The organism is Candidatus Accumulibacter cognatus (assembly GCF_000584975.1).
Lineage (GTDB): Bacteria > Pseudomonadota > Gammaproteobacteria > Burkholderiales > Rhodocyclaceae > Accumulibacter > Accumulibacter cognatus.
Genome location: NZ_JDST02000044.1, coordinates 1 through 11303, shown reverse-complemented (window position 1 = coordinate 11303; position 11303 = coordinate 1). Strand labels below are relative to the sequence as shown.

12 protein-coding genes and 1 tRNA gene are annotated in these 11303 nt (G+C 61.4%); 8 read left to right on the top strand and 5 right to left on the bottom strand.

What is annotated here, in order from left to right:
• The 4 genes from AW06_RS08860 to AW06_RS08840 all read left to right on the top strand — a co-directional run bounded on the left by AW06_RS08860 (position 1) and on the right by AW06_RS08840 (position 4216).
• Positions 1 to 897 carry a cobalamin-binding protein gene (locus AW06_RS08860; RefSeq protein WP_034948862.1) on the top strand — a complete coding sequence of 299 codons (897 nt, stop codon included), beginning with the start codon at positions 1 to 3 and terminating at the stop codon, positions 895 to 897.
• Positions 898 to 1137: 240 nt separating this feature from the next.
• Positions 1138 to 2151 (top strand): TRAP transporter substrate-binding protein, encoded by a 1014-nt coding sequence (locus tag AW06_RS08850; protein ID WP_034948857.1) that lies wholly within the window; start codon positions 1138 to 1140, stop codon positions 2149 to 2151.
• An 80-nt stretch (positions 2152 to 2231) separates the two neighbouring features.
• Positions 2232 to 2936, top strand: coding sequence for a TRAP transporter small permease (locus AW06_RS08845; protein WP_034948855.1), 705 nt, complete (start codon positions 2232 to 2234; stop codon positions 2934 to 2936).
• A complete protein-coding gene (locus AW06_RS08840; RefSeq protein WP_034948854.1) occupies positions 2933 to 4216 on the top strand; it encodes a TRAP transporter large permease subunit in 1284 nt (427 codons plus the stop codon). The genes AW06_RS08845 and AW06_RS08840 overlap by 4 nt, the downstream gene beginning before the upstream one ends.
• Before the next feature lie 210 nt (positions 4217 to 4426).
• Here AW06_RS08840 and AW06_RS08835 read toward each other — a convergent pair whose 3' ends face one another.
• Complete coding sequence (locus AW06_RS08835) at positions 4427 to 5389, bottom strand: lyase (RefSeq protein ID WP_246148534.1); 963 nt, start codon at positions 5387 to 5389, stop codon at positions 4427 to 4429.
• Between the two features lie 302 nt (positions 5390 to 5691).
• Here AW06_RS08835 and AW06_RS08830 point away from each other — a divergent pair, with 302 nt between their 5' ends.
• Both AW06_RS08830 and AW06_RS08825 read left to right on the top strand, forming a co-directional pair.
• The gene (locus AW06_RS08830) at positions 5692 to 6174 is read left to right on the top strand and encodes an OsmC family protein (RefSeq protein ID WP_034948851.1); all 483 of its coding nucleotides are present in this window, start codon (positions 5692 to 5694) and stop codon (positions 6172 to 6174) included.
• Between the two features lie 133 nt (positions 6175 to 6307).
• Positions 6308 to 6913, top strand: coding sequence for a hypothetical protein (locus AW06_RS08825; protein ID WP_273704540.1), 606 nt, complete (start codon positions 6308 to 6310; stop codon positions 6911 to 6913).
• 123 nt (positions 6914 to 7036) lie between these two features.
• Here the strand turns inward: AW06_RS08825 and AW06_RS08820 are convergent, their stop codons facing one another.
• On the bottom strand, positions 7037 to 7477 hold the full coding sequence (locus AW06_RS08820; protein WP_034948849.1) for a PaaI family thioesterase: 441 nt from the start codon (positions 7475 to 7477) through the stop codon (positions 7037 to 7039).
• A gap of 47 nt (positions 7478 to 7524) precedes the next feature.
• A complete protein-coding gene (locus AW06_RS08815; protein WP_034948846.1) occupies positions 7525 to 8745 on the bottom strand; it encodes an MFS transporter in 1221 nt (406 codons plus the stop codon).
• Positions 8746 to 8870: 125 nt separating this feature from the next.
• On the opposite strand from AW06_RS08815, the gene AW06_RS08810 reads away from it, so the two are divergent.
• Positions 8871 to 9791 (top strand): LysR family transcriptional regulator, encoded by a 921-nt coding sequence (locus tag AW06_RS08810; RefSeq protein ID WP_034948844.1) that lies wholly within the window; start codon positions 8871 to 8873, stop codon positions 9789 to 9791.
• A gap of 55 nt (positions 9792 to 9846) precedes the next feature.
• On the opposite strand, the gene AW06_RS20255 is transcribed toward AW06_RS08810, so the two are convergent.
• The gene (locus AW06_RS20255; protein WP_171047274.1) at positions 9847 to 9996 is read right to left on the bottom strand and encodes a hypothetical protein; all 150 of its coding nucleotides are present in this window, start codon (positions 9994 to 9996) and stop codon (positions 9847 to 9849) included.
• A 166-nt stretch (positions 9997 to 10162) separates the two neighbouring features.
• Between AW06_RS20255 and AW06_RS08805 the strand changes: the two genes are divergently transcribed.
• Positions 10163 to 10239 (top strand) — tRNA-Asp (locus AW06_RS08805).
• A gap of 4 nt (positions 10240 to 10243) precedes the next feature.
• On the opposite strand, the gene AW06_RS08800 is transcribed toward AW06_RS08805, so the two are convergent.
• On the bottom strand, positions 10244 to 11227 hold the full coding sequence (locus tag AW06_RS08800) for a DMT family transporter (protein ID WP_138677850.1): 984 nt from the start codon (positions 11225 to 11227) through the stop codon (positions 10244 to 10246).
• Between the last annotated feature and the right edge of the window lie 76 nt (positions 11228 to 11303).

Genomic DNA, 11303 nt, shown 5'->3' with positions numbered 1-11303 from the left:
ATGCCCGGCGCCCGCTGGCCGCAGCTTCTTGCCGTCTGGCTGCTGACGTTCTGCCCGCTCGTTCAGGCCGGGATCAGCGTCGTCGATGACAGTGGGGGCACGGTGCGTCTGGCGCAGCCGGCGAAACGCATCGTCAGCCTGGCGCCACACCTGACCGAGACGCTGTTTGCCGCCGGGGCCGGCGAGCGCATCGTCGGCACCGTCGACTACAGTGAGTATCCAGTGGCGGCGAGCAAGATCGCGAGGATCGGCGGCTATTCGCGGATCGACCTCGAACGTGTGGCCGCGCTGCGGCCGGACCTGATCATCGCCTGGCAGAGCGGCAATGCCGCGGCGCACCTCGATCGACTGCGCGCGCTCGCGATTCCGATCTATCTGTCGCAGCCCAATCGCCTCACCGATGTCGCCGGCGAGATCGAGCGCCTCGGTGTGCTGGCCGGTAGCAGCGCGGTCGCCGACCGCGCTGCCGAGAGTTTTCGCCAGCGCCTTGCCGGTTTGCAGAAGCGCTACGGCAGCCTGCCGCCGGTACGCACTTTCTACCAGATCTGGAAACAGCCGCTGATGACCGTCGGCCGTCGGCAGATCATCTCCGATGTCATAAAGCTTTGCGGCGGCGACAACGTTTTCGGCAAGCTGGAAACGATGGCGGCGTCGGTGACGGTGGAAGCGGTCATCGCCGCCAACCCCGAGGTGATCGTCGCCAGCGGCATGGACGAAGCACGGCCCGAGTGGCTGGACGACTGGAACCGCTGGACCTCGATCCTCGCCGTGGCTCGCGGCAACCTCTTTTTTATCCCGCCCGACCTGATCCAGCGCCACACGCCACGCCTGCTCGAAGGCGCCGAGCGTCTCTGCCAGCATCTTGAATCCGCACGCGGCCGCCGGCCAGCGAAGTGAGCCGGGCAGCATGGCGCTGCTTGCATCGCTGGCAGGTCCACGAAATATCGGCGTCCATCGGCCTCATCGGCGGATTTCAGGACCATGTTCGCGACCCTGTCGCTCACTGCAATCGGCAGCTGATTCTTCCCGGTATTACGGATTTCCACAATATTCATTCCGGCTGTTTCTTGCGATATTGGCACCTGCAGGACGTGTAGTACCCAATTTCACATCATTTATCCATGGAGGAGACAAAAAATGAAATTTTCCAAACTGCTTTTCGGTCTGGCTGCCTGTGCGCTGTCTGCGACGCCCTTCAGCGTCCTCGCGCAACAGCCGATCGTTATCAAGTTCAGCCATGTCGTGGCGCATGACACGCCCAAGGGCCTTGCCGCCGAGTTCTTCGCCAAACGCGCCGGCGAACTCACCAAAGGCAAGGTCAAGGTCGAGGTATACGCCAACTCGACGCTGTACAAGGACAAGGAGGAGATGGAAGCACTGCAGCTCGGCGCCGTGCAGATGCTCGCCCCGTCCCTGGCCAAGTTTGGTCCGCTGGGGGTCAAGGAATTCGAACTCTTCGACCTGCCCTACATCTTCGACAACTATGCCGAACTGCACAAGGTTACCCAGGGGCCGATCGGTCAGGGTCTGCTCAAGAAACTGGAGCCCAAGGGGGTAACCGGTCTGGCCTTCTGGGATAACGGTTTCAAGTCGTTTTCGGCCAATACGCCGATCAAGATGCCGGCCGATCTGAAGGGCAAGAAGATGCGCATCCAGTCTTCGAAGGTGCTCGAAGAGGAAATCCGCGCCTTGAGCGCCTTGCCGCAGGTGATGGCTTTCTCCGAAGTCTATCAGGCGCTGCAGACCGGCGTGGTCGATGGTACCGAGAACCCGATTTCCAACCTGTACACGCAGAAAATGTTTGAAGTCCAGAAGCATCTGGCACTGACCGAACACGGCTACCTCGGTTATGCCGTGATCGCCAACAAGAAATTCTGGGAAGGACTGCCGGCCGACGTGCGTGGCCAGCTCGAAGCAGCGATGAAGGAATCGACCGCTTACGCCAACAAGATCGCCAAGGAGCAGAATGACAAGGATCTGGAAGCAGTCAAGAAGACCGGCAAGACGCAGGTCTATTCGCTGACCCCGGAAGAGCGGCAGGCTTTCAAGAAAGTGCTGGCGCCCGTGCATCTGAAGATGGAGTCGCGCATCGGCAAGGATCTCCTGCAGGCGGTCTACAAGGAAACCGGTTTCGATCCGACCAAACCCTGATCATTGGATAAGACAAAAGACAGCCCGTTGGGATGCCACGCCTGACGGGCTTTTTTTCAGGCAGATGGGGAGTTTTCCACATGAAGCTACTGGATCATCTCGAGGAATGGCTGATCACCTTCCTCATGGCGGCGGCGACGACGATCATCTTCGCGTCCGTCGTGCATCGCTACCTGTCGGGAATATCGATTCCCGGCTTGCAGGACTGGTTGTTGTCTCTCAACTTTGGCTGGGCGCAGGAACTGTGCATCATCATGTTCGTCTGGATGGCGAAGTTTGGTGCGGCCTATGGTGTGCGCACCGGCATTCACGTCGGTGTCGACGTGCTGATCAACCGCATGACCGGTCGGACGCGCGCCAAGTTTGTTGTTTTCGGCCTGCTCGCCGGCGCACTGTTCACCGGCATCGTCGGCACGCTCGGCGCACACTTCGTTTGGGAAAACGGCTTCCACTATGCCCTGTATACGGCTCTCGGAAAGGACCTGGTGGATATTCCCGAGGGACCGACCACACCGGATCTCGAGTGGCCGACGTGGATCGTTTACAGCGCCATTCCACTGGGGTCGAGCCTGATGTGTTTCCGCTTCCTGCAAGTCACGGTGAGTTTCATCCGGACCGGTGAGCTGCCGCATCATGACCACGGGCACGTGGATGGTATCGACGAGACGACGATCGCCGAAGAAATCAATGCGTTCCAGATGGAGGACAACCTGCATCCGCACGACCTGACCTACAAGAAGCGTCACCCGGAAGACTCGTCGGACAAGGGAGGTAAGCAATCATGAATGCTTCGATCATTTTCATCATCCTGCTGGTCCTGATGCTGACCGGCATGCCGATCTCGATCTCGCTCGGCCTGACGGTTCTCAGTTTCCTGTTCATGTTTACGCAGGTGCCGCTCGAATCGGTCGCCCTGAAGCTTTTCACGGGTATCGAGAAGTTCGAGATCATGGCCATTCCGTTCTTCATCCTGGCCGGCAACTTCCTGACGCACGGCGGGGTGGCGCGACGAATGATCAAGTTCGCGACCAGTATGGTCGGGCACTGGTACGGTGGTCTTGGCCTGGCCGGAGTGCTGGCCTGTGCCCTGTTCGCCGCGGTCTCCGGCTCGTCGCCGGCGACCGTCGTGGCGATCGGGTCGATCCTGATGCCGGCGATGGTCAAGGCGGGTTTCCCGAACAAGTTCGGGGCGGGCGTGATCACCACCTCCGGTGCGCTCGGCATCCTGATCCCGCCGTCGATCGTCATGGTCATGTATTCGGTGGCGACCAATACCTCGGTCGGCGCGCTGTTCATGGCCGGCGTGATTCCGGGGATCGGTCTGGCGATGGTTCTCGGTGGCGTCACCTGGTATCGGGCGAGGAAGTTCGACTACCCGCGCATGCAGAAAGCGACGCTCGGCGAGCGCTGGAAGGCTTTCCGCGAATCGGTCTGGGGGCTGTTGCTGATCGTGGTGGTCATGGGCGGCATCTACAGCGGCATGTTCACGCCGACCGAAGCAGCCGCGATGAGTGCGGTCTATGCCTTCTTCGTCGCGGTCTTCGTTTACAAGGATCTGTCGATGAAGGACGTGGCGCGGGTGCTGCTGAACTCGGCGAACATGTCCGCGATGCTCCTGTACATCATCACCAACGCCGTGCTCTTCTCGTTCATCATGACCAACGAGAACATCCCGCAAGCGCTGGCGGACTGGATGCTCGGTCACGGTCTCGGGATGATCGCCTTCCTGCTGGCGGTCAATATCATTCTCCTGCTGGCCGGCAATTTCATGGAGCCTTCGTCGATCGTGCTGATCTTCGCGCCGATTCTCTTTCCGGTGGCGATGAAACTGGGAATTGACCCGGTGCATTTCGGCATCCTGATGGTGGTGAACATGGAAGTCGGTATGTGCCATCCGCCGGTCGGGCTCAACCTCTATGTCGCATCGGGGATTACCAAGATGGGGATTACCGAACTGACCGTGGCGGTCTGGCCGTGGCTGTTGTCGATGCTCGCCTTCCTGGTGGTGGTGACCTATGTACCGATCCTGTCGACCTGGTTGCCGAAGACTCTCGGGATGATGTAGCCGAAGCCACCTTGCAGCGCTGATCCGGACGCGCGTACGGGGCAACCCGTACGCGCGTCCGGCATTTCGGTCAACCTCAGTGCCGAGTTCAGAATACAGAATATCCCCGCCACTGCCCAAGATATCCGGTGAACGTCGCTGCCACCACAAGCACGGTGTCGGCTGCGGGCCATCCCACGAGCAACACCGATGAACGTTGCCAGGGTGAACTCAATATCTCACGACCACCAGCCGATCCGCACCCGATTCTGCGCCCCAGGCCTCGCCGCTGCGGCCCGCCATCTGGCGCACGCTCGCGCTGCGTGCGCTACTCGGGAAACTCTCGAAGGTTTCGGTCTTAGGATCGAAGCGCACGATGGCATTGGCCGTGAAGTCGGTCAGCCAGACCTTGTCGCGCTCGTCCACCCACACCGAATAGGCGCGCGGAGAAGTACCAGGCAGTTTCCAGGCTTTCCAGGTTCTGGTGGCGGGGTCAAACACGCTGACGTTGCCGCTCTGCCATTCGCTGACCCAGATACGTCCGGTCGAGTCGCTCCATACGCGCCGCGCTCCCTGATTCGGCGTCGGTGGGTCGATCGGAGTCGCCTCGCCGCTCGTCAGGTCGATGCGCGCGATATGGCTGCCGGCGAGCGAAGCGTAGTAAACCTCGCCCGACGGTGTGGTCGCGATGCCGTAGGGCCCGCGGCCGCGCGGCGATTTCCATACGTCCACCTTGCCCGTCGTCGGGTCCAGTCGCCCATGGAACCCTGCCTGGCCGGTGAACCACAGGCGGCCGGACCGGTCGAAAGTCGCGGTGTTGAGGTTGACGTAGGCGGTGCCAGGCAGCGGCCAGCGCCTGACTTCATGGGTCGCCGGGTCGACGCGCACAATGGCGTTCAGCCCACTGTCAGTGACCCAGGGTGCGCCGTCAGGACCAACGATCACGCCGTGCGGGGATGAGCCTTCACCCAGCCCGATCTGTTCGACCTGGCCGTTGATTGGGTCGAGCCGCCCGAGCGCGCCCTGTCCCTGCGCCGTGTACCAGACCGCGCCGCCGGGTTTCGGGTCGGGCGCCACGTCGTGCGGCCGTGCCCCGCGCGGCAGTTCGTAATAGCGCACCGCTGCGGCTTCCGCAACGGCGGCAAAGGCAAGGCAGGACAGCCAGAGCCCCAGGCGATTGATCAAGGTCATCATCATCGTCTCCGCAGAGCAGGCAAGTCAGGAGCAGGCACGCTGCAGACATGACTTGCCCAGCAAAGATGGAAAATTCAGTGCTACGCCAGGGAGTATCACTGATCACGGCAGGCGCGGTCAATCGACTGCGCGCTCCCGAGATCCCGATGCGGCGTTTCGGGTGTATGCTGAGGTCTGGAAAGTAGCCGGGACGTTTCCCCGATTCCGCTACTGAAACCGGTCTCGATCAGGATCTCCGAATGCCTCGAAGCATCAGGCATGCAGAGCCAAACCTGCGGTGCCGAACCCTTGGAGAGCGATACATGTCGGAATACACTGCAGAAGTTCTTTGGCTCCGTGGAGAGCAGGATTTTCTTGGCAACAGATACAGCCGGCGGCATCTTCTGCGCTTCGATGGCGGCGTCGAGATCCCGGGGTCGTCATCTCCGCATGTCGTGCCGGTGCCAATGTCCGACATCTTCGCAGTCGACCCCGAGGAGGCTTTTGTCTCGTCCCTGGCAAGCTGTCACATGCTTTGGTTCCTGTCAATCGCAGCGAAGCGAAGGTATTGCGTCGATCGCTACTGCGACGCTGCCACTGGCATCATGGAGAGGAACGAAGCCGGCAAACTGGTCATCTCGGTGGTCACCTTGCGTCCGGAGGTGCAATTTTCCGGTGCAAGCATGCCAACACACGCGCAATTGGATCAGATGCACCACCAGGCCCATGACGAGTGTTTCATCGCCAATTCCGTCAGGACCGAGGTTCGTTGCATTCCGATCTACACGGCTCCTGAAGGGCAGTGAATCCACGGAAGCTGCCAGCTTGCACTGCGGAATCTCGGAATCCCGGAATCCCGGCATGCCGGCGCCCACGCCGACTCTTGTCGTACTGAACCGTTCAAGCAATGATGGGCGACGGTATCAACTGGTGTGAACCATGAAACTTCCCGTTGAGAGGGAGAATTTCCAGATTACTCCCGGCGCAGCTCCGGTCTCCCTGGGTGGGCTGCTTGCCGTGCTGGTTTTTGGCGCGGTCTGCCTGGGTTTTCACTGGTTTGGCAGGGACGGCTGGGTGCCTTTGCTCGACAGCGCCAACCTGGCCCTGCACGAAGCCGGTCACCCGCTGGTCGGCATTTTCAGCGCGCGGGCGACCGTCTATGGCGGGACGCTGTTTCAGCTCGTTTTCCCGCTTGCGGCGGCCTGGCATTTTCGTCGCACCGGCAATCCGGTCGGTCTGGCGGCAGCCCTGCTCTGGCTGGGAGAAAATCTCTTCAATATTGCCCGCTACATGGCGGATGCACGCGTTCAGGAACTCCCCTTGGTCGGTAGCGGAGATCATGACTGGACCGAGATCTTCGGTCGCTGGGGCATACTGCATCTGGATGGCCGGATCGCGTCGCTGACGCGCGGCTGCGGCCTCCTGCTGACGGCCGGAGCCGTGCTATGGCTTTATCGACGTTGGCGGGCCGACAGCCAGGGAGGCCTCGCTCAGCCGACGAAAAAAATCTCGCCGCGCGACCGAAACGCCAGGAGCCGCCCCTGAGGCCACCAATAGGCAGGATCCATCGCTATCTCGATAGCGCCTCATTGGATATTTCCGGCAAGTGCGATGCGCGATGAGCCGGAATGCAGGGAGCCGAGCTGTCGGCAGCCCATGTGCCGGGGGCTACCGGTGTACGGCTTTCGGCCAGAGGATCATCTGCGTGCAGCGAAACAGGGCCAGCTTGCGCCCGCTCGCCTCGTCGCTTACCACCGCATCCCAGACCTGCGTGTTGCGTCCGAGGTGTTGGGCGGTCGCCGTGCAGGCGACGCTTCCCTCTTTGACGGTGCCGAGATGGTTGCTCTTCAGCTCGATGGTCGTGAAGGACTGTGCGCCTTCCGGCAAATGCGCGATGGTCGCGTAACCGCAGCTCGTGTCGGCCAGCGCGACGACGCTGGCCGCATGCAGGAAATCGTTGGGTGCGACGTGCAGCTTGTGGATCGGCATCCGGCTGCTGAGCGTGTTCGGTGCCAGCGACAGGATCACGATGCCCAGGTAGCCCGGTAAGTACTCGCTGCCTTGCTGGTTGAGGAGTTCGATGGTGATGTCGCTGCGTAGTAAGCTCATGGTCGGCGATCCAGGATGAAAGAGGAAGACGTTTTTCGAAGCCGCACTCAGGCCGGAGCAAGCCCCCTGGTCATGGGCGCTTCGCGGATCGGCAGGTTGATCAGCGCAGCGGCGGTGGCCAGTGCCATGTCGGCGTACCACATCCAGCCGAAGTCGCCGAAACGGACAATGACCAGGCCACCCAGCCAGGCGCCAAGGAAGCCGCCGATCTGGTGCGACAGCAGGGTCATGCCGAACAGCGTGGCCAGATAGCGAACGCCGAACAGCTTGCCGACGATGGCCGCCGTCGGTGGGACAGTCGCCAGCCAGGTAAACCCGAGACCGGCAGCGAAGACGTAGAAAGTCAGCTCCGTGCGCGGCGCCAGCAGGTAAGCGGCGACGAGCACGGCGCGCGAGCCGTACATGACCGCCAGTACGTACTTGCTGCGATAGCGGGAGACACAGGCACCGGCATAGAGGCTGCCCAGGATGTTGGCCAGGCCAATGATCGCCAGCGACCAACTGGCGACCTCGGGAGGCAGCCCGCACAGATTGACCTCGCCCGGCAGATGGGTGACCAGGAATGCGATGTGGAAGCCGCAGGTGAAGAAGCCGGCATGCAGCAGCAGGTAGCTGCTGTCGCCGAATGCCTCGCGCAGGGCCGCCCGCAAACCCTGGTCGGCCCGCTCGACGGCATGGGCCGGCGCGGCCGGCAGCGGGCTGGCGACCTTCCGCACCAGGGGCAACGCCGCCAGGGTCATCACTGCCAGAACCCACATCGCGCCCATCCAGCCGAGCGCCTGGATCGCCTTCTGGAGGATCGGAGCGAAGACGAATTGCCCAAAGGAACCGCCGGCGTTGATCACTCCCGATGCTGTACCGCGCACTTCCAGCGGCAGGCGCTGCGCAGCGGCGCCGATCAGCACTGAAAAGCTCCCGGCGCCTGAACCGATCGCTGCCAGCAGGCCGAGCGATACCACCAGACCGAAACCCGAAGTGGCGTATGGAGTAATCGCGCAACCCATTGCCAGCATGACGATGCCGCCGGTGAGGACAGCGCGCGGCCCGTAACGGTCAGCCAGGGCGCCGGCCACCGGCTGGATCGCCCCCCAGGTAAATTGGCCGATCGCCAGTGCCAGGCTGATGGTGGCAATCCCCAATCCGCTGGTGGCGTTGATCGGTGCGATGAGCAGCCCGAAGGACTGGCGCGTTCCCATCGTCACCATCAGGATGCCGGCCGCAGCCAGGGTGATGGCCATGACGCCGGGGCGGTTGAGCGAACGCAGCATGGCAGGTGCCTGTGGAGAAATATTGGCCAGGCCGGAATGGACACTGGATCGGACGAACTATAGTGCCAAAACTGGGCGACAAATAGCGGTAGAATCAAGCATCGATGTCAACGGACAATTGACAAATGATCTGGTTGAGCAGTTGGGCAAGCTTTGTCAAGATTGTCGAAACCGGCAGCATGGCTGCAGCAGCCCGTCGTCTCGACTGTACGCGGGCACAGATCAGCAAGCAGGTCGGCGACCTCGAGCAAGCTTTTGCTGTCCGTCTCTTCGAGAGAACGACACGCAAACTACGCTTGACACCGGCGGGCGAAATCTTCTACCAGCATGCGTTGCGTGCGCTGGAAGTCGTTGACCGTGCCGATCTGGCGGTCCGGATTGGCACCGAAGTGCCGTGTGGGATCATCCGCATCAGCGCCTCGTTGACCTTCGGACGGTTGTACATTGCCCCGCTGTTGCCGCATTTGACCGAATGCTATCCACAACTTGATTGTGAGCTGTTGTTGACCGACGATCTGGTCGACTTGATTGAGGACCGGATCGATCTGGCCTTGCGCCTGACCAATACGCCTCCTGAGGATGCAGTCGCCCGACCCCTGGCCGTGGTCAAGCGGGTGATCTGTGCCGCGCCGGCCTATCTCGATACCTACGGGCATCCCGCAACACCCGCGGAACTGACGAGGCACCAGTGTTTCGATTATGCGCATCCCTCTGGAAAGGCGGTGTGGCGGCTGCTCGATCGTCAGGGAGAAGAAATGGCCATCCCGGTCAACAGCAGATTTCGCATCAACAACGTCGATTGTGTTCTGGAAGCTGTTCTCGCGGGTCGCGGCATGGCAGTCCTGCCCACCTATCTCTGCGGCTCATACCTGGCCGACGGCAGGCTGTGCGCGGTGCTCGATGACCATGAGCCGCTGAGCAGCTTCGGTCGCCATGTCTACGCCTGTTATACCCCGAGCCGAGTCCGACTGGCCAAGGTCCGCGTCGTTCTCGACGAACTCGATACGCTGTTTCGGCCCGTGCCGCCATGGGAGCGGGCTGTCTGAGTCGGGCGATGCGCGCGGTGTCGCAACCGCGCACGTCAAGTGCACCCGGATCAGCTCAATAAGGAGGGAGCAGGCGGCGCAGGCCGTGCATCAGTACCAGAAAAAAGAAGAAGACATTGAAGAAGACATTGCGCAGCAGCAGGCCGGGAAGTTCAGCGCCAGCGGTTGGGCCAGGGCCTGTAGTGGGTTGTGGACTGGTGATCATTGTCGTCTTCTTTTTGCCCGCGCGGAGACAGATGGAAAGTTTGCGCTCACCCCCTTGCCCACCCGGCCAAATTCGCTATAATGCCCAGCTTGCACAGCGCAACGTCTTCTCCAGATGCCGGTTGTGGAGCGCAAACAACCGAAGAATGATTCAGCAGCACGAGCACGGAGTGGTAGTTCAGTTGGTTAGAATACCGGCCTGTCACGCCGGGGGTCGCGGGTTCGAGCCCCGTCCACTCCGCCAACATTCACCGCAATAGTCCGCCAGATCCAGTCTGCGATCTGGCGCTTTGCGCGGTGCCTGCGTATCCTCTGCCAGTGTGACTGGTGGTCGCCCGGCGCACAACCATCAGGACTCCGGCCAACACCAATCCGGCGCCCATCAGTTGGGGCAGCGACACCGGCTCATCCAGCAAGCCCCAGCCAAAAAATATCGTCAGGACCGGCCCCAGGGTACCGATCAACACCGCCTGTGCCGAACCAATCCGGCGAATTGCGGCCGACTGCCAGAACACTGGTAATGCTGTCGAGAATATCGCCATTCCGATCCCACAGAGATACACCGGCATGGGTTGAACCAGTGCAGAGAGGGGCTGGCTCACCAGAAAGTGAATTTGCGTTGCGACGGTCGAGACGGTCATCGCCAGAGCGGCGAATCGAATCGCCCCGAGTCGCCGGATGGCGGTTTCTGTGCCGGCGCTATACATGGCGTAGGACAAGGCCGATCCGAACACGAAAGCCGCTCCAATCAGTACCGTGTGGACATCGCCAGCGACCTCGAGATCGTGGGCAAAGGCCAATCCGATGCCGGCGTAAGAGAGCACGAGTGCGGCCACTTGTCGCCGCTGCAGTCGTTTACCCATGAACAGCCAGCCGATCAGGACCGTCAGCGTCGGATAAATGAACAGGATCAGACGTTCCAGGGCCGCCGAGATGTACTGTAGCCCAACAAAGTCCAGGATGCTGGCGCCGTAGTAGCCGAGCAGTCCCAGCAGGATGAGGAGTCCCCAGTCCGAACGGGCTAGCCGCGGCGTGGACCGGCCAACCCAGAGGCTGACGCAAAGCACGATCGGGAGTGTGAAGCTCATCCGCAGCGTCAACAGAGTGATCGCATGGACCGACGCGGCAGCATAGGCCAGCTTGACGAAGATCGCCTTGAACGAAAACCCAAACGCAGCAAGAACGGCCAGGGCGATTCCGATGCGCTCGGCGGACCAGTGTTTCCAGGGCATGAGAGGTGAAATCCTTAGTGTTCTGATAGAACGAATGATAGATGGTAAATTTTCTGCTTAAGGTGATCTCCGCAAA

Coding starts and splice junctions, on each gene's coding strand:
- AW06_RS08860 (WP_034948862.1), top strand. CDS start 1: ATGCCCGGCGCCCGCTGGCCGCAGCTTCTTGCCGTCTGGCTGCTGACG.
- AW06_RS08850 (WP_034948857.1), top strand. CDS start 1,138: ATGAAATTTTCCAAACTGCTTTTCGGTCTGGCTGCCTGTGCGCTGTCT.
- AW06_RS08845 (WP_034948855.1), top strand. CDS start 2,232: ATGAAGCTACTGGATCATCTCGAGGAATGGCTGATCACCTTCCTCATG.
- AW06_RS08840 (WP_034948854.1), top strand. CDS start 2,933: ATGAATGCTTCGATCATTTTCATCATCCTGCTGGTCCTGATGCTGACC.
- AW06_RS08835 (WP_246148534.1), bottom strand. CDS start 5,389: ATGATGACCTTGATCAATCGCCTGGGGCTCTGGCTGTCCTGCCTTGCC.
- AW06_RS08830 (WP_034948851.1), top strand. CDS start 5,692: ATGTCGGAATACACTGCAGAAGTTCTTTGGCTCCGTGGAGAGCAGGAT.
- AW06_RS08825 (WP_273704540.1), top strand. CDS start 6,308: ATGAAACTTCCCGTTGAGAGGGAGAATTTCCAGATTACTCCCGGCGCA.
- AW06_RS08820 (WP_034948849.1), bottom strand. CDS start 7,477: ATGAGCTTACTACGCAGCGACATCACCATCGAACTCCTCAACCAGCAA.
- AW06_RS08815 (WP_034948846.1), bottom strand. CDS start 8,745: ATGCTGCGTTCGCTCAACCGCCCCGGCGTCATGGCCATCACCCTGGCT.
- AW06_RS08810 (WP_034948844.1), top strand. CDS start 8,871: ATGATCTGGTTGAGCAGTTGGGCAAGCTTTGTCAAGATTGTCGAAACC.
- AW06_RS20255 (WP_171047274.1), bottom strand. CDS start 9,996: ATGATCACCAGTCCACAACCCACTACAGGCCCTGGCCCAACCGCTGGC.
- AW06_RS08800 (WP_138677850.1), bottom strand. CDS start 11,227: ATGCCCTGGAAACACTGGTCCGCCGAGCGCATCGGAATCGCCCTGGCC.